This is a genomic window from Stappia sp. G46H5W (assembly GCF_058448995.1).
The window spans coordinates 586,028-602,846 of the sequence record NZ_JBZFLL010000003.1; the positions used below are offsets into that span (position 1 = coordinate 586,028).

Annotated in this window: 16 protein-coding genes; 8 read left to right on the forward strand and 8 right to left on the reverse strand. The window is 66.1% G+C overall.

Annotated features, from left to right (window positions below; translation table 11 throughout):
- The first annotated feature begins 40 nt into the window (after nucleotides 1-40).
- The 3 genes from ACVJ6E_RS12885 to ACVJ6E_RS12895 all read left to right on the forward strand — a co-directional run bounded on the left by ACVJ6E_RS12885 (nucleotide 41) and on the right by ACVJ6E_RS12895 (nucleotide 3,579).
- Nucleotides 41-1,828, forward strand: coding sequence for a gamma-glutamyltransferase family protein (locus ACVJ6E_RS12885; protein ID WP_120266949.1), 1,788 nt, complete (start codon nucleotides 41-43; stop codon nucleotides 1,826-1,828).
- Between the two features lie 15 nt (nucleotides 1,829-1,843).
- Complete coding sequence (locus tag ACVJ6E_RS12890; protein ID WP_120266948.1) at nucleotides 1,844-2,596, forward strand: DUF1028 domain-containing protein; 753 nt, start codon at nucleotides 1,844-1,846, stop codon at nucleotides 2,594-2,596.
- 65 nt (nucleotides 2,597-2,661) lie between these two features.
- On the forward strand, nucleotides 2,662-3,579 hold the full coding sequence (locus ACVJ6E_RS12895) for a hypothetical protein (RefSeq protein WP_120266947.1): 918 nt from the start codon (nucleotides 2,662-2,664) through the stop codon (nucleotides 3,577-3,579).
- Nucleotides 3,580-3,597: 18 nt separating this feature from the next.
- Here the strand turns inward: ACVJ6E_RS12895 and ACVJ6E_RS12900 are convergent, their stop codons facing one another.
- Genes ACVJ6E_RS12900 through ACVJ6E_RS12920 form a run of 5 tightly spaced genes read right to left on the reverse strand, consistent with a single transcriptional unit; the run spans nucleotide 3,598 to nucleotide 8,540 of the window.
- Nucleotides 3,598-5,067 (reverse strand): aldo/keto reductase, encoded by a 1,470-nt coding sequence (locus ACVJ6E_RS12900; protein ID WP_120266946.1) that lies wholly within the window; start codon nucleotides 5,065-5,067, stop codon nucleotides 3,598-3,600.
- The gene (locus ACVJ6E_RS12905) at nucleotides 5,064-6,065 is read right to left on the reverse strand and encodes a branched-chain amino acid ABC transporter permease (RefSeq protein WP_120266945.1); all 1,002 of its coding nucleotides are present in this window, start codon (nucleotides 6,063-6,065) and stop codon (nucleotides 5,064-5,066) included. The genes ACVJ6E_RS12900 and ACVJ6E_RS12905 overlap by 4 nt, the downstream gene beginning before the upstream one ends.
- Nucleotides 6,062-6,973, reverse strand: coding sequence for a branched-chain amino acid ABC transporter permease (locus ACVJ6E_RS12910; protein ID WP_067217926.1), 912 nt, complete (start codon nucleotides 6,971-6,973; stop codon nucleotides 6,062-6,064). Before ACVJ6E_RS12910 ends, ACVJ6E_RS12905 begins: the two co-directional genes overlap by 4 nt.
- On the reverse strand, nucleotides 6,970-7,743 hold the full coding sequence (locus ACVJ6E_RS12915; protein ID WP_120266944.1) for a branched-chain amino acid ABC transporter ATP-binding protein: 774 nt from the start codon (nucleotides 7,741-7,743) through the stop codon (nucleotides 6,970-6,972). Before ACVJ6E_RS12915 ends, ACVJ6E_RS12910 begins: the two co-directional genes overlap by 4 nt.
- A complete protein-coding gene (locus tag ACVJ6E_RS12920; RefSeq protein ID WP_491676468.1) occupies nucleotides 7,740-8,540 on the reverse strand; it encodes an ABC transporter ATP-binding protein in 801 nt (266 codons plus the stop codon). Before ACVJ6E_RS12920 ends, ACVJ6E_RS12915 begins: the two co-directional genes overlap by 4 nt.
- Before the next feature lie 317 nt (nucleotides 8,541-8,857).
- On the opposite strand from ACVJ6E_RS12920, the gene ACVJ6E_RS12925 reads away from it, so the two are divergent.
- The 5 genes from ACVJ6E_RS12925 to ACVJ6E_RS12945 are packed head-to-tail and all read left to right on the forward strand — an operon-like array spanning nucleotide 8,858 to nucleotide 12,800.
- Nucleotides 8,858-9,625 carry a GntR family transcriptional regulator gene (locus ACVJ6E_RS12925; protein WP_120266942.1) on the forward strand — a complete coding sequence of 256 codons (768 nt, stop codon included), beginning with the start codon at nucleotides 8,858-8,860 and terminating at the stop codon, nucleotides 9,623-9,625.
- Complete coding sequence (locus ACVJ6E_RS12930; protein ID WP_120266941.1) at nucleotides 9,622-10,002, forward strand: TIGR04076 family protein; 381 nt, start codon at nucleotides 9,622-9,624, stop codon at nucleotides 10,000-10,002. Before ACVJ6E_RS12925 ends, ACVJ6E_RS12930 begins: the two co-directional genes overlap by 4 nt.
- A 13-nt stretch (nucleotides 10,003-10,015) precedes the next feature.
- Nucleotides 10,016-11,068, forward strand: a complete 1,053-nt coding sequence (locus ACVJ6E_RS12935; RefSeq protein ID WP_120268253.1) for an aldo/keto reductase — start codon at nucleotides 10,016-10,018, stop codon at nucleotides 11,066-11,068.
- Entirely contained in the window at nucleotides 11,065-11,508 is a 444-nt protein-coding gene (locus tag ACVJ6E_RS12940; protein ID WP_120266940.1) for a hypothetical protein, read from the forward strand. The genes ACVJ6E_RS12935 and ACVJ6E_RS12940 overlap by 4 nt, the downstream gene beginning before the upstream one ends.
- Before the next feature lie 17 nt (nucleotides 11,509-11,525).
- Nucleotides 11,526-12,800: an ABC transporter substrate-binding protein gene (locus tag ACVJ6E_RS12945; protein ID WP_120266939.1), complete on the forward strand. Its 1,275-nt coding sequence runs from the start codon at nucleotides 11,526-11,528 to the stop codon at nucleotides 12,798-12,800.
- Between the two features lie 94 nt (nucleotides 12,801-12,894).
- Here ACVJ6E_RS12945 and ACVJ6E_RS12950 read toward each other — a convergent pair whose 3' ends face one another.
- The 3 genes from ACVJ6E_RS12950 to ACVJ6E_RS12960 all read right to left on the reverse strand — a co-directional run bounded on the left by ACVJ6E_RS12950 (nucleotide 12,895) and on the right by ACVJ6E_RS12960 (nucleotide 16,379).
- Entirely contained in the window at nucleotides 12,895-13,722 is an 828-nt protein-coding gene (locus ACVJ6E_RS12950) for a 3-oxoadipate:acetyl-CoA acetyltransferase (RefSeq protein WP_120266938.1), read from the reverse strand.
- A gap of 136 nt (nucleotides 13,723-13,858) precedes the next feature.
- Nucleotides 13,859-15,889 carry a bifunctional diguanylate cyclase/phosphodiesterase gene (locus tag ACVJ6E_RS12955; protein WP_120266937.1) on the reverse strand — a complete coding sequence of 677 codons (2,031 nt, stop codon included), beginning with the start codon at nucleotides 15,887-15,889 and terminating at the stop codon, nucleotides 13,859-13,861.
- Nucleotides 15,890-15,893: 4 nt separating this feature from the next.
- Nucleotides 15,894-16,379 carry a molybdopterin-binding protein gene (locus ACVJ6E_RS12960; RefSeq protein WP_147421796.1) on the reverse strand — a complete coding sequence of 162 codons (486 nt, stop codon included), beginning with the start codon at nucleotides 16,377-16,379 and terminating at the stop codon, nucleotides 15,894-15,896.
- Nucleotides 16,380-16,819: the final 440 nt, after the last annotated feature.

Consider the following 16,819-nt stretch of genomic DNA (forward strand, 5'->3'; position numbering starts at 1 on the left):
CGGCCCGGCAACAACACGGGAAACCCCCAAGGGAGATCGGATGTCCACCTTCACCACCAGACCGGAAATCCGGGGCACATTCGGCGTCGTCACCTCGACCCACTGGATCGCCACGGCCGTCGGCATGAGCATTCTGGAAAAGGGCGGCAACGCATTCGATGCGGCGGCCGCCACCGGCTTCGTGCTGCAGGTGGTCGAGCCGCACCTGAACGGCCCGGGCGGCGACCTGCCCGTGATCCTGCACGATGCCGCCAGCGGCAAGATGGAGGTGATCTGCGGCCAGGCTCCGGCACCTGCAGGCGCCACCATCGAGCACTACCGCCGCGAGGGCCTGTCGCTGATCCCCGGCGATGGGATGCTGGCGACCGTCATTCCCGGCGCGTTCGACGGCTGGATGCTGATGCTGCGCGACCACGGCAAACTGCCGCTGCGCGATGTCCTGGAACCGGCGATCCACTACGCCCGCAATGGTCATCCGATGCTGGCGCGCGTCTCTGCGACCATCGCCGGCCTTGCGGACTTCTTCGAAAAGGAATGGCCGACCTCCCACGCCACCTGGTGCCCGGGCGGCAAGGCTCCGGCAACGGATGAGCTGTTCTGCAATCCCGCCCTTGCCGACACCTGGGAACGTTTGCTGAGGGAAGCGGAGACGAAGAGCGGCCGCGAGGCGCAGATCGAGGCCGCGCGCGATTGCTTCTATCGCGGCTTCATCGCCGAGGAGATCGCCGCCTTCGTCGAAAAGACCGAGGCGATGGACGCCAGCGGCACGCCGCACAAGGGCGTGCTGACCGCCGACGACCTCGCCAATTGGCGGGCGACGACGGAAACGCCGCTGACCTGCGACTATCACGAGTGGACTGTGGCCAAGACCGGCCCCTGGGGACAGGGCCCGGTTCTGCTGCAGGCGCTCGCCTTGCTCAAGGGCACCGCCATCGGCGAGGTCGATCCGGTCGGCGCAGACTTCGTGCATCTGGTCGCCGAAGCCATGAAACTCGCCTATGCCGACCGCGAGGCCTATTACAGCGACCCCGCCTTCACCGACGTGCCGATGGAGCACCTGCTGTCCGACGCCTACAATGCCGGACGGCGTGCGCTGATCGGCGAGACCGCCTCCTTCGACCTGCGCCCCGGCATCGTGCCGGGTCACGAGGCGCAGGTGCAAAAGGCGATGCAGGTGATTGAGGGGCTCGGCACCTCGGCGACCGGCGTCTACGAGCCGACCATGGCGCATCTGTCGGAAAAGCGCGGCGACACGGTGCATATCGACGTCATCGACCGCTGGGGCAACATGGTCTCCGCCACCCCGTCCGGCGGCTGGCTGCAGTCCTCGCCGATCATTCCCGCACTCGGCTTCTGCCTCAACTCCCGCGCCCAGATGTTCCTGCTGGAAGAAGGGCTTCCCACCTCGCTGGCACCGGGCAAGCGACCGCGCACCACGCTGACCCCGAGCCTTGCGCTGAAGAACGGCGTTCCCACGCTTGCCTTCGGCACCCCTGGTGGAGATCAGCAGGACCAGTGGCAGCTGTCCCTCTTCCTGCGCCTCGCCCATCACGATTTCAACCTGCAGGAAGCGATCGACCAGCCGCTGTTCCATACCACCCACTTCCCGGCTTCGTTCTATCCGCGCCAGCGTCAGCCGGGCCACATCATGGTAGAGGAGAGCTTCGGCAAACCGGTGCTCGACGCGCTGCGCGCGCGCGGTCATGCTCTCGACGTGGCGCCCGCCTGGACCATCGGCCGGCTGACCGCCGCCCGCCGCGACCCGAACGGGTTGCTGCGCGCTGCCGCGACGCCGCGACTGATGCAGGCCTATGCGGCCGGACGCTGACGGGAGACCGCCTGAATGACTTACTCGATTGTGGCCCGCGACGCCGCGACCGGCCAGTTCGGCATCGCCGTCGCCAGCCGCTTCTTCGCGGTCGGCGCCATCGTCCCGCACATGGCAGGCGGTGTCGGCGCCATTGCCACCCAGGCCTTCATCTCGCCGCTCTACGGAACGGACGGGCTGAAGATGCTGCAATCCGGTGCGTCGGCCGAGGAGGTCGTCGCGGCGATGACCGGACGCGATGCCGGGGCCCATTCGCGGCAACTCCACGTGCTGGATGCGGCCGGACGCAGCGCCGTCTTCACGGGCGAGAAATGCGTTGCCTGGGCAGGACACCGCGTTGCCGAGGGCGTTTCGGTCGCAGGAAACATGCTGGTCGGTCCAAAGGTGCTCGACGACACCCTCCAGGCCTATCTCGACCATCCGCAAAAGGCCTTCGCCGACAGGCTTCTCACCGCCATGGAAGCCGGAGAGGCCGCCGGCGGCGACAAGCGCGGCAAGCAGTCGGCAGCCCTGAAGATCGTGCGGGGCGAGGCCTATCCCTGGCTCGACATCCGCACGGACGACCATCCAGATCCCTTGCCGGAACTGCGCCGGCTGATGACGGTGGCTGCCGAGCGATACCTGCATGTCGCCGAGACGCTGCCGACCTCCGACAACGTTTCGGGCATGCTCGACCGGACGGTCATCGACCTGAAGATCGCCCAGCTGGAAGCCGAGCGGATCAAGGAAGGGCGTCCCTCCGCCTCCTTCGCAACGCCGCTGACCTGAAAGCCTTTGCCCGGCCGGACCGGCCGGAGTAAACGCTTTCGCTCAAGCATTTGGCGGAGGGCGCGATGAACGAGCGGGAACAGCAGGGCGGGGCCGCCGCATCCGTGCCGCGTTTTGTCACGCTCGCCTCCCATGAGGGCCCTGGGCTGGCCCGCTATCGCGCCTCGCTCGCCCGTTTCGGCGTCACGCCGGACATCGTGTGGACCGGCAAGCCCTATCCCGGACACCTTGCCGCCATGCGGATGCTGGGCGAGCATCTGGCGCGCCTGCCCGCCGACGAGCTCGTCGTGTACACCGATGCCTTCGACGTGGTGCTGATCCGCGATCCGGCGGAGCTTGCCGCACGCTATCGCGCCTTCGCCAGTCCCATCGTCCTCTCTACCGAGCCCGGCTTCACCTGGAAGCTGCCCGGGCGCCTTGCCGCCTCCCGGGCCTACCCGCCGGCCGGCGGCAAGAGCGGCATGTATCGCTATCTCAATTCGGGCGGTTATGTCGGAACGGCGGGCGCGCTTGCCGCCATGCTTGGCGAGCTCGACTATGCCAGCGCCGTCGACTGCGACCAGTCGCTGATCAACAAGTGGTTCATGGAAAACCCCGGCCGGGCCGCGCTCGACTACGATCAGGAGATCTTCGCCAGCTCGGCCTGCCAGTCGGGGCTGGAACGCAAGCTCTACCGGTTCGACGGCACCCACCTGACGAACACCCGCACGGGCGGCAAGCCGTTCTTCTTCCACTTCCCGGCCGAGAACCGCCTGTGCACGAAGCATGTGCTCGACATGCTGCCCTTCGAGCTGCCACGCCTGCCCGTCCGCCCGCGCGACCGGCGCAAATACATCCTCAACGTGATCGAGAGCCGGCCGACCTTCTGGTTCGACCGGCCCGCCTACCCGCTGGAGGATATCGTCGGCCTCATCGCCTTCCGGCTGCTGCCGGCAGGCGCGCTTGCCGGCCTAGGCTATCTGGCCTGGCGCGCCATCGGCTGAGCGCGGGCGACCTGCGTCTTACTGCGGGTCGAGCACCGCCTCGACCTCGATCTCCACCTCGTAGCCACCGATGAGATCACCGACGGCCAGCATGGTGTTGGCGGGACGGATCTCGCCGAAAACCCTCCCATGCGCACGCGACGGGCCTTCCCATGCGCCGACATCCTGCAGGTAGACCCGCGTGCGCACCACGTCCTCCATCGAACCACCGAAAGCGGTAAGCGCCGCGGCGATCTTGTCGAGGATATAGGTGGTCTGGGCCTCGGCATCGCCCGGCGCGACGCAATGGTCGGCGCCATGGGTCGCGGTCGTGCCGGAGACGAGAACCCGGTCGCCGATGCGCATCGCCCGGCTGAAGCCGGCAAGCGGCTCCCAGATGCTGCCCGACGACAGGCGCCAGCGGTTGGGCCGGCCCGGCACCGGCTCCGGCGTATAGACGCTGGGGATCTGGTCGAGGTGGTGGCTGAGATCGCCCGAAGCGGTGAGGAAGGGCGGGCGGCGGTACTCGTCGCCGCAATCGCCGGGGATCGGCTGCATCGCGCCGAAAGCACTCTCCAGACGGGCACGGTCCTCGTCATCGAGCGCAAAACCGAAGAGGCGGAGATTGTCGGCCCGGTGCTCGCTCTCGCCGACCCGCGCACCGATGATCACCCCGGCAACGGAGGGCGTTTCCAGCACCCAGCGGGTCGCGACGTTGGACAGGGAAACTCCGTGCTTGCAGGCGATGTGATCGAGTGCCGAAAGCAGCCCCTGAAAGGCCTGCCAGCCGCCAGCCGTGTCGATGAAGCGCTTGTACTTCATCCGGCTCCAGTCGGCGATCTGGGTCGGTTCCTGCTTGCCGAGCCAGCGTTCGGACAGGAACCCGCCGCACAGCGTGCCATAGGCGAGAAGACGCACGCCTCGCTCCTGGCAAAGGGCGGTCAGGGCACCGGCCGCCCGCCGGTCGACCACCGAGAAAGACACCTGGTTGGAAACGATGGGCAGGTTCTCGGCCAGCGCGACGCGCAGATGGCCCGCGTCGAAGTTGGTCACGCCGATCTCGCGGATGAGCCCTTCCTCGCGGAGCTTCGCAAGATGCTTGAGAGCATCGAGCCAGCCCGGATGTTCGAAGGTCCACCAGTGGAACTGCAGCAGGTCGACGCATGCAACGCCGAGCCGGTCGAGCCGCTCCTGAACGCCGGCACGCACCACCTCCTCGGTCATCGGGCCGGGCTCGGGGCACCATTTGGTGAAGGCGAGCGGGCGGCCCTCCCCCTCGCCGTGGCGCGCCAGCAGACGACCGGCAACGAGCTCCGCATTGCCGTAATGGTCCGCCATGTCGAAGGTGGTGAAGCCGGCGGCCGCGTAGTCTGCGAGATGGCCGGCTGCAGCGTCCAGATCGACGGGCGTTCCGTCCTTCTCGATGTCGGCGATCTGCCAGAGACCGGTCAGAATTCGGCTGATTTCGAGGTCGGGGCCGAGTTTCGTCGTATCGGGACGGCTGGTCATGTGCGGTCGGATCCTGTCGTGGCGGCGGGTGTGCCGCGCCATCTGTGAAGAAAAGGCAAGCGGCGACGTGCGCCGCCAGGCTCGGGAAGCAGCCCTTGCGGGCGGAAGAGAAGGATGGCGCAAAGTGCGACACCGATGATCACGGTCTGCAGCGAGGCGGCGCGGGCCTGCTCCCCGGCGGGAGCCAGCGCCTCGACCACGGCGGACGATGCCGCCCACAGCGCCCAGACCAACAGCGCGCCGAGGATGGCGCCGCGATTGTTGCCGGAACCGCCGACGATGAGCATCGCCCAGACCTGGAAAGTCAACATCGGCAGGTAGTTCTCCGGCGCGATGAAGCCGATGAAATGCGCCTGCGCCGCACCTCCAAGGCCCATGATCGCCCCGCCAAGCGCAAAGGCCTCGATGCGGAAGCGGCGCGGGCTCTTGCCGAGCGCCTCTGCCGCCACCTCGTCCTCGCGGATCGCCCTCAGCGCACGGCCCCAGGGGCTTTTCGCCAGATGCTGGAGCATCAGATACAGGCCGAACACCACGGCGACGAGAAGCGCCAGATTGGCGAGAGAGAAGGCGAGCGAGCGGCCGACCAGATCGCCGAAGGGACGCGGGATGAGGCTGATGCCGAAAGGACCGCCCGTGATGCCCTCGAGATTGAGTACGGCAAGTTGCACGGTGACCGCAATGCCGAAGGTGGAAATCGCCAGATAGTCGGCGCGCAGTCGAATGGTCATCCAGCCGATCAGCGCCGAAAGCAGCCCGGAGGCAACGAAGGCACCCAGCCAGCCGACGATGATCGGCAGGTCGAAGCCGCCGACGCGCCCATCCACCGCCGGCGAGGTCAGCAGCGCCGAGACATAGGCCCCGACGGCAACGAACCCGGCGACGCCGACATTGAACAGCCCCGTCTGGCCCCACTGCACGTTGAGACCGAGAACGATCACCGCATAGGTCAGCGCGACGGTCAGGAAGAAGGCGCAATAGGCGAGGAGTTCCAGGCTCATGCCGCCCTCCCGAACAGGCCCGTGGGACGCAGCACCAGCACGGCGGTGATCACGGCGAAGGCAACGGCCGCCCGCCATTCGGCGCCGATCGTCTGCACCGCCAGCGCCTCGCACAAACCGACCAGCAGCCCGCCGAGCATGGCGCCGGGCACCGAACCGATACCGCCAAGGATGACGGCGGCGAAAAGCGGCAGCAGCAGGTCGAAACCCATATAGGGACGGATCTGCACCAGCAGGCCCGACATGGTGCCCGCCGTACAAGCCAGTGCGCCGCCGATGATCCACACCGCGCGCACGATCTTCGCCGTATCGATGCCGACGACACCGGCGAGCGCGGGGTTCTCGCTGACAGCGCGCATGGCCCGGCCGAGATCCGTGCGGGTGAGCAGCAGATGAACGGCGATCACCGCCACGAAGGCCAGACCGATCAGCAACAGCTGGTCGGGCGTTGCGCGAATGCCGCCGGGCAGCGGCATGGCGATCTGCAGTTCGCGGGAATAGTAGGCGGGCTTCGAGGTGTAGAAGAATTCCAGCAGGCTGCGCAGCGCCATGGACGCTCCGAAGCTGGCCATCACCACGATGATCGCGGTTGCCCCGCGCCGTCTCAGCCTGGCGAACAGGAGATGGTCGACGGCGAGCGCCAGAACCGCGGTGAGCGCCATGGCCAGCAGCCCGGCGAGGATCAGCGCCACCGACACGCTGAACGGATCGAGCGGGGCTAGGCTGGCGCCGGACACCGCACCGATGGCCAGCGACAGGCTGAGCGAGAGATAGGCGCCCCAGCTGAGCAACTCGCCATGGGCGAAATTGGCAAAGCGCAGGATCGAATAGGTCAGCGTCAGGCCGACCGCACCGAGGCCGATCATAGCTCCGGCAAGCAGGCCCTCGAGCAGGATCTGGCCGCTCATCGTGTCCCCTCCCCGGCGGTAGCGGCGCCGTCCGCATGGGCGCCAAGGAACAGGCGGCCGATATCCGGATCGGCGGCGAGATCCGCCGCCGGTGCATCGTGGCGCAGCAGGCCGTCCACCAGGATCACGGCGCGCGAGGCAATCGCCAGAGCCGCCCTGACATTTTGCTCGACCAAAAGGATCGGTACGCCGCTACGATTGATCTCGACCAGCCGCGCAAACATTTCCGAAACCGCCTTGGGCGACAGGCCCGCAGACGGCTCGTCGAGGATCAGTACCTTCGGCTCGACAAGGAGCGCGCGTGCGGTCGCCAGCATCTGGCGCTGTCCCCCGGACAGACCGCCGGCAAGCGCGCCCGGCCGACTTGCAAGATCGGGATAGGCCGCGAGCATCGCGTCGATGCGCTGCTGGCGTTCCGCCTTGGGCAGGACGGCGGCGGCCACCTGCAGGTTCTCGCGGATCGTCAGGGTCGCGAAAATGTTCTCCGTCTGCGGCACGAAGGCCAGCCCCTGACGCACGAGTTCATGGCGCGGCAGGCCGGTAATGTCCCGACCGGAGAGATGCAGAGAGCCGCCATGCAGCGGCACGAGCCCGGCAATCGCCTTGACGAAGGTCGACTTGCCGGCCCCGTTCGGCCCGAGCACCGTGACGAATTCGCCCGGCGCCAGAGTGAAGTCGATCCCCTTGACGATAGGCAGGTCCGGCTCGTAGCCGGCGACGAGGCCGCGGGTCGCAAGCGGCGCCCTCGGAGCGGATGCGGCCGTCGTCATGGCGCGACCTCCGGCAAGACTTCGCCGAGATAGGCTTCCGCGACCTCGCGGTTGGCCATGATCTCCGCCGGAGTGCCAGCCGCCAGCTCCCGCCCGGCCGCCATCACGACGATCCGCCCGCACAGACGGGCGATCATGTCCATGTTGTGCTCGATGAGGAGGATACTGACGCCCATCCGGTTGATCTCGACGATCCGGTCGATGATGACATCGAGCAGCGCCGGATTGACGCCCGCGGCCGGCTCGTCGAGCAGGATCACCGCCGGCTCGGCCATCATCACGCGGGCAAGCTCCAGCAGCTTGCGCTGACCGCCGGACAGGACGCGGGCCGGCTGGTCGACGAGATGGCCGAGGGTCACGAAATCGATCAGCGCCCTCGCCCGTTCGCGCGCCGCACGCTCCTCCGCCCGAACGGTACCGGGCTGCAGGAAGTTGCGCAGGATGCTCTCGCCGGTCTGGTTTTGCGCCGCCGCCATGACATTGTCGAGGATGCTCATGCCGGCGAAGGGACGCGGGATCTGGAACGTGCGCCCCAGCCCCATGGCCAGTCGCCGCGAGGCCGTCTGGCGTTCTATCCGCTCTCCCTTGAGGCGGATTTCGCCCGCATCCGGCACGAGACTTCCGGCGATCAGGCTGAAGAAGGTGGTCTTGCCTGCGCCGTTCGGGCCGATCAGCCCGACGATCTCCCCGGCCTGGAGGTCCAGCGACATGCCGTCCACCGCCCGGTTCCCGCCGAACCGCCGGGCAACGCCCCTGGCCGACAGAACCGGCGGCACTCCGCCGGCCGATCTGTGCACTGCCCCGTCCGCAGCGCTGCTGACTGACTGCAAGGATCCGCTCCTTATCCCGGCGCCCGGCGGCAGGGTCTTTACGCCCTGTCTGTCACGACCTCCAAAAGGCAATCGACAGCCACCAAAGGACCGCCTCGCGATCCGTGATGTTTGATCAAACATATCTTGATCACAGATCGCGTTTGATTGTAAAGATGGAACAGACAGGTTTTTCGGCAGGCTTCGAGGGGAGCGAGACCACCGCCTTGTGGGGTGCTTCGGCCGCATTCCGGCACCCTCACACCTCGCGACCTGCCCCGGAGGGGGAAGCCAAGGAGGAGGCGATGGCTGCAAGGACGGCTAGCAGACCGCTGCGTGTTGCAGGCGCCGCGACCGAGGCTGGCGACACCGAAGGCGCGCTGGCTCCGCTCAATCCGGTCGGCCGGCGCACGGTTCAGGACAGCGTCTATGACGAGCTGCGCCGATCCCTGATCCAGGGCCTCTTCGACCCCGGCGAAGTCCTGCGCATCGTCGACGTCTCCAACCGCCTCGGCACCAGTACCATGCCCGTGCGCGAGGCTCTGGCCCGCCTGATCTCGGAGCAGGCACTTGAGGCGATGCCCAACCGCTCCGTCCGCGTGCCGCTGATCTCCCGCGACCGCCTGGAGGATCTGGCCCGCGCGCGCGCGATTATCGAGAGCGAGATCATCGGCCTTGCCATGCCGAACGTCACGGATGCGCTCGTCGAGGAACTGGTGCATCTGACCGATGCCTGCGATGCCGTACTGGCAACCAGGGGCCGGGAAATCTCCGGCGAGGCGGCCGACCTCAACCACGCCTTCCACTTCACGCTCTATCGCGCGGCCGGATCGCAGGTGATGATCCCGATCATCGAGAGCCTGTGGCTGCAGTCGGGCCCGTATCTGCGCGCCTCCGCCCGCCTCTTCGATCCCGTCACCGACCGATCCGCCACCCACTTTCACCGCGAGATCGTCGAGGCCGTAACCCGGCGCGACACGCCGGCCGCACAAGCCGCGCTCAAGGCGGATATCGGACGTGCCTTCGACATCCTGCGCAAGCACCTGACCGAAACCGGCGAGGAAACCCGATGAGCCACGAGGCGAACGACGACAGCTTCGAGCTCTACGATCTGCGGGTCGAAGCGGTGATGCCGGAGGACGGCGGCAAGGTCTATTGCGGGGCAAAGCCGGGCGATCACTTCGAGCTGCGCGGCGAGATGTTGCACATGCCGCCCGGCCAGGGCTTCTCGATCTATTCCATCGCGGCCGTCCTGCCCTTGCTGGCGGCAAAGCAGCGCCCGACTCATCCCAACGACTGGATGACCAGCGACGCGGATGTCGCCTGCCCCGATCCCAACTGCGCCAGCCGGTTGCGCATCACGCGGCTCGGTCTGCGCCGTTTCTCCCATGCGGCGACCACTGCCGTTCCCCTTCCAGATGCCGCTGGCGACAGCGCAAACGGCGAGTGACCCCGTGACCAAGATGGAAACCCATGTCCTGAAAGACGATCACGTCATCTCCCGCGTCATCCGCGGTGGCTGGCAGCTCGCCGGTGGGCACGGCGCGGTCGACCGCGACACGGCAATCGACGACATGGTCGCCTTTGCCGATGCCGGCATCACCACCTTCGACTGCGCCGACATCTACACCGGCGTGGAAGAACTGATCGGCGCCTTCCGCGAGCGCTACCGTGACTTGCGGGGAGAGGAAGCCCTGTCCCGGATCTGCGTCCACACCAAGCTGGTGCCGGATCTCGACCGCTTGATCGGCATCGACCGCGCGCATGTGGAAGAGCTGGTCGACCGTTCGCTGTCACGGCTGCGCTGCGAGCGGCTGGACCTCGTGCAGTTCCACTGGTGGGACTACAATGCTCCCGGCTGGCTGGATGTCGCCCTGTGGCTGAAGGAGCTGCGCCAGGCCGGTAAGATCCGCAATATCGGCGTCACCAATTTCGACAGCGATCATGTTGCCGCCATGCTGGCTGCAGGCGTGCCTCTCGTCTCGGCACAGGTGCAGTATTCCCTGCTCGACACGCGCCCGGCCAAGCGGCTTGCCGGCATCGCCCGCGACAACGGCATGTCCTTCCTGTGCTATGGCACGGTCGCTGGCGGTTTCCTGAGCGAGAAGTGGCTGGGCCAAGCCGAGCCGGTTGCGGACCTGGAGAACCGCTCGCTGGTCAAATACAAGCTGATCATCGAGGATTTCGGCGGTTGGGACCTGTTTCAGGCACTGCTGGCCGCCCTCAAGCAAGTCGCCGACAAGCACGGCACCGACATCGCCAGCGTTGCCAGCCGCTGCGTGCTGGACCGCGATCAGGTCGGCGCGGTCATCGTCGGCGCGCGCAACCGGGCGCACCTTCCCTCCAATCTCGGCCTTTGCGAGATCGCCCTGGATGCCGGCGACCGCGCGAAGATCGCTGAGGTTCTCGCCTCCGCCCGCGAGCTGGACGGCGATGTCTACACGCTGGAGCGCGACCGCCACGGGCGCCACGGACGCATCATGAAATACAACCTCAACGACGAGAAAGCCGCATGACGAACACAGGCGACATCGGCGCTGCCGCCGCGCGCGAGATCGTCGCCCGGCACGAGTTCTTCGTCGACTGGTTCGCCGGCCGGCTCGAAGACAGCGCCTTTGCCGCCGCGCTTGCCGCATTCGAACCGGACTTTCATCGCATCGGCCCAGACGGCGCCCTACAGGACCACGAAGGCCTGACGTCGATGCTGGCCGCCGCAAGGGGGCGCTTTGCCGAGGGTTTCGCGATCGCCATCGAGGATGTGGCGGTTCTGCGTGAGACCGGCGACGACGCCCTGATGACCTATGTGGAACGGCAGGAGCACGGCGGAAGGACCACCTTCCGCCGTGCAGGCGCGCTGTTCTCCAGAAATGCCGACGCTCCCCTGGGGGTGGCGTGGCGCTTCGTCCAGGAAACCTGGATCAATGACCGCACGGACGAGCAACCGGCGGCAGAATGACGAGAAGGGGAACAGCAATGAGCAAGTTGAAATGGACTTCCGCGCTTGCCGGCGGCGTCCTCGCCGCATTGGCGGCAGGTTCGGCGGCACAGGCCTGCGAGGTCACCGTCGGCCTCGTCCTCGAACTCACCGGCCCTGCCGGCCAGTACGGCCAGGCCGGCGCCAAGTCGGTCGAGATGGCGTTTCGCGATCTCAATGACGCCGGCGGCGTTCTGGACGGCTGCAAGCTGGTGACAGACACCCGCGACAGCCAGAGCCAGGGCAATGTTGCCGTGGATCAGGCCACCCAACTGGTCAACATCAAGAAGGTGCCTGTCGTCATCGGCGGCATCATCTCCTCGGTCTCCATCCCGATCCTGACCTCGGTCACCGCCCCGGCCGGCGTTGTCCAGGTCTCGCCCGCCTCCTCCTCGCCGACGCTGACCCAGCTCGCCCGCGACGGCAAGAGCGGCGGCTACTTCTTCCGCACGATCACCTCCGACGCCCTGCAGGGCACCGCGGCGGCGAAATACGCTATCGACCAGGGGCTGAACAAGCTCGCCATCATCCATGTGAACAACGACTTCGGCGTGAACATGGTGCGCGAGTTCTCCTCCGCCTTCGAAAAGCTCGGCGGCACCATCACGTCCACGACCCCCTACAACGAGAAGCAGGCGAGCTACTCGGCCGAAGCGTCCGCCGCAATGGCGGGCGAACCGGAAGCGCTCTATCTCGTCAGCTATCCGGTCGACGGCGCCACCATCGCCCGCGCCTGGATCTCGCAGGGCGGACCGCAGACCTTCCTGCTGAACGACGGCATGAACTCCACCGACTTCATCGAGAGCGTCGGCGCGAAGTTCCTCGACAATGCCTTCGGCACGTCGTCCGGCACCACGCCGACCAAGTCGACGGAGTATTTCTACGGCGCCTACAAGGACTTCTCCGGCGGCATCGAGCCGAGCGCTCCGGCCGCCGACCGTTCCTACGATGCCGGCGCCATTGTCGGCCTCGCCATCGCCAAGGCAGGCTCCGCCGAAGCCGATGCTATCAAGGCCGCCATCCCGCAGGTGGTTGCCGCGGACGGCGAGCCGATCTTCGCGGGCAAGGATGAGTTCGCCAAGGCGCTTGAACTGATCAAGGCCGGCAAGCCCATCAAGTACGAAGGCGTCATCGGGCCGGTCGGCTTCGACGAATACGGCGACATCACCGGTCCGTTCCGCCTGTGGCGGATCTCGTCCGGCGAGGTCACGACGGTCGGCGAGATGTCGGCGAAAGACGTGATGAGCCTCAAGGACGAACTGGCCGGCAGGTAAGCTTGCCGCTTCCGAAAAACAAAGGGCCCGTACCGATGCCGGTACGGGCCTTTTTTTGTCCATGCCACGGGCTCCAGGCGCCCCCGGTCGGATCTTATGCGGCAAGCCCCAGAAGCGCGCGCGCCTCGGCAACGCTCGCCGGATGGCGGCCGTATTCCGGGCAAAGATCGACGACCCGCTGCACCAGCGCAGCGTTGGAGGGTGCAAGCCGCTCCTTGTCGAGGCGCACATTGTCCTCAAGGCCGGTGCGGCAATGGCCGCCAAGCTCAAGGCTCCAGCGGTTCAACTCGATCTGATTGCGGCCAATGCCCGCGCCCGTCCATGTCGCCTCCGGCATCAGCCGCTTCAAGGTCTCGACATAGAATTCGAAGACCTTGCGGTCGGCAGGCATGGCATTCTTCACGCCCATCACGAACTGGACATGCAGCGGCCCCTTGAGCCGGCCATCCTTGACCATGGACGCGGCCTGAAAGACATGCGACAGGTCGAAGGCCTCGATCTCCGGCTTGACGTTGTAGGTCAGCATTTCCGAGGCCAGCCAGTCGACGAGGTCCGGCGGGTTCTCGTAGACCCGCGTCGGGAAATTGTTGGAGCCCACCGAAAGCGACGCCATGTCGGGCGCCAGCGGCAACATGCCACCCCGCGCCTTGCCGGCACCCGAGCGCCCGCCGGTCGACAGCTGGATGATCATGCCGGGGCAGTGCTTCTTCAGCCCCTCGACCAGCCGGGCAAAGCGCTCCGGATCGGAGGTCGGCTTGCCGTCCTCCTCGCGCACGTGGCAATGGGCGATGGTTGCTCCGGCCTCGAACGCTTCCTGCGTGCTCTCGACCTGTTCCGCAACGGTGATCGGCACCGCTGGATTGTCCGATTTCTGCGGCACGGAACCGGTGATCGCCACGCAGATGATGCAAGGTTCGGACATGGGACGCACATACCTCCTGTGAAGAAAATGCGGCTTGAGGCAAGCCGCGCCCCGGCGCCCATCCCTCCCGGACAGGCGTTTCACGGGCACCTTCGATCTGGTTAGCAGCTTCGCCGAAGATCGGCAAATGGGTGGATCAAATCAGGCCCCGCGCAGGCGTCACGACCGCTGGCAACGCGAAGTTTTCCAACCCGCCACCCACCCTGCCGCCACGCGCCAGCAGCGCAACGAGATCGGTCGCCGGCACGGGGGCGCCGAACAGGAACCCCTGCGCCACCCGGCAGCCGGCACCGGTCAGCAGCGCGACCTGCTGCTTCGTCTCCACCCCTTCCACAGTCACGCCGATATCGAGCCGTGCGGCCAGTTCCAGGATCGACGTGACGATCGACAGGCTGTGACGGTCGCTCTCCAGCGAGCGCACGAAACTGCGGTCGATCTTCAACTCGTCCCACTGGAAACTGCGCAGGTAAGACAGCGCCGAATAGCCGGTTCCGAAATCGTCGAGCGAGATCGAAACGCCGAGGGCCTTTAGTTTCTTCAGGGTCGCGATCGCCCGGCGCGTGTCCTTCATGACGACGCTTTCGGTCACTTCCAGTTTCAACCGCGACGCCGGCAAGCCGAAGCGCAACAGCACATCGGCAACGGTCTCGGCCAGATCCTCGCGCGCAAGCTGCGCCACCGACAGGTTGACCGCGACCGGCAGCTCGATGGGCAGCGCCAGGGTGTCGCGGCAGGCCTGCTCCAGGATCCGCTCGCCGATCTCGACGATCCGGCCCGACGCCTCGGCAATGGGAATGAACTCGCTGGGAGGTACCCAGCCGAGCGCCGGATGACGCCAGCGGGCCAGCGCCTCAAGCCCGACGATGCGTCCGGTCAGCATGTCGACCTGAGGCTGGTAGTGGGTCGCGATGTCCCCGTCCTCCAGCGCCTGGGTGATGCCTTCCTCGATCTGGCGGCGGCGTGTTGCGTCCGCGCGCATGGAAACGTCGTAAAGCTGCACGCGGCCCTTGCCGGTTGCCTTGGCATGGCTCAACGCGAGATCCGCGTTCTGCAGCATCGACGAGCCGCTCTCGTCGTCTTGCGCCAGCGCAACGCCGATCGTCGCGTTGACCACCACATTGCCGCCGCTCAGCGTATGGGCCTCGTGCAGCCCGTCGATGAGCAGCTTGCCCCTGGACACGGCCTCTTCTTCTCCGCCGGAAAGCCGGGTCAGCACCGTGAACTCGTCGCCGCCGAGCCGCGAGACCACGTCGCGCGGGCCCCAGTCGGCAACAATCCGGCGCAACCTGTCGGCGACCGAACGCAGCAGATCGTCGCCGGACGCATGGCCGAGAATGTCGTTGACCGCCTTGAACCCGTCGAGATCGAGCGCAAGGACGGCAAGCCGTCCGCTCTCTCGCGGTCTGGCAGTCGATATCGCCTGCTCCAGCGAGTCGTGGAAGGCGATGCGGTTGGGCAAGCCCGTCAACGGATCATGGCGAGCGGCGAACTCGAACTCGCGCGCTGTCTGCTCGGCTGTTGCCCTCGCCCGGCGCAGCGAGCGGGCCTGGATAGACATGAACAGCAGCAGCACGGCACCGGTACCGACCAGCACCTCAACCAGGATGTTCTGCAGCCTCTGGCGCTCGAGCAATGTGGCGCGGGTTTCGGCGGCCTCGACCAGATTGTCCATCAGCGCCTCGCCGCCGATACGGTCGATCACGCCGACAGCCTTTTCGAGCACCGCATCGATACGCGCCAGCGCCGCCCGATCCGGCAAGGCCGCATAGTCGCTTTCGATCGATGCCACGTCCTGGGACAGTTCGTCGAGCATGGCCTTGCGCCGCGGCGATGCGGCAACGAAGGCACCGAACGCCCCCGACGACCAGGTCTCGATACGGCTCGCCAGGATATTGTAGAAGAGCCAGGCCTCTTCCGCGTCCGATATGCGGCCGGTCGCTGCATATTGCGAGATGCGCTGCCGTGCCGTCATCGCGTCGACACGTCCGTTGAGCCCCGACATGGCGATGTCGTAGCGCATCGACTTGTCCACCGCCCCCCCGGTCGTCAATACCGCCTCGGCGTGCAACAGAACCGCCAGCACCAGAACCACCAGGACCGAAATGGCCAAATGGCGGAAGCGGTCACCGACGGCAGTCGCACGCTTGAGGAGGATCGACAGGGTCATCGGCTCACTTCAACTTGATACGACGCAACTGCCAGATCGAACGGGAGTAATAGAGCTCGTTTCTCAGCTCCGGAAAGCGGTCGAAGGGATAGATGACGAAAAGCGGCCCCTTGTCGCGAACCCCGAGATAGGCACCGTCCGCCTTGAACGCCAGAAGAACGCCGTAGGCCGTTGCGTCGGATACCGGAATCTCGGTGTAGAAATTGTTGAGCGCGACACCTTCGATCATCTCGCCCTTGCTGCCGAGCTTGTCCAGAAGATCGGACAGGAGAATTCCTTCGAAGGTAACCACCTTGTCATGCCATGGCGTCGAGGTCTTGACCTTACTGACGCCCATGGCCTCAAGATCGGCAATTGTGAAATCTCGGGCTGCCTTGCCCTCGATATTGCCCTCGACTGTCAGAACGACGGGGCCGGACGCGTGGGCCGCGGGGACGGCGAGCAACCACATGCCTGCAACAAGTGACAAAAGGAACCGTGCAAGTGACATGACCGTTCTCCGTTATTGTACCTATTATCCAATCGAAAGTCGCGTTTTACTTCTTGACACCCAGCGCCGCCCCTTCGATTCAAGCGACACTATAGTACGTTCCGGAGGGAATTTTTAGATTAAATACTTGTCATCACTGCTAAATCCTTACCATTTGTTAACCATACCATCAGTGCAAAACGGAAAACCAAGGCGAGATACCGTTTCGTCAGCGAGGCAGCGGCGGCGTGAAACATTCCCGGACGCTCGTTCCAAAGCAAAAACAGCCCGGATGGTTTTCCATCCGGGCTGTGGTGTTTTTGTGGTGCGGGCGCAGCGCTGTCCGGGCCGATGCCGGTCCTGATACCCCGTCGACGTGCGGCCACGCCTTCTCAATTGTTAAGTTTAGCGACTGCTCGTTTGGCCATTACGGTGATGAGGTTTGCGCGGTATTCGGCCGA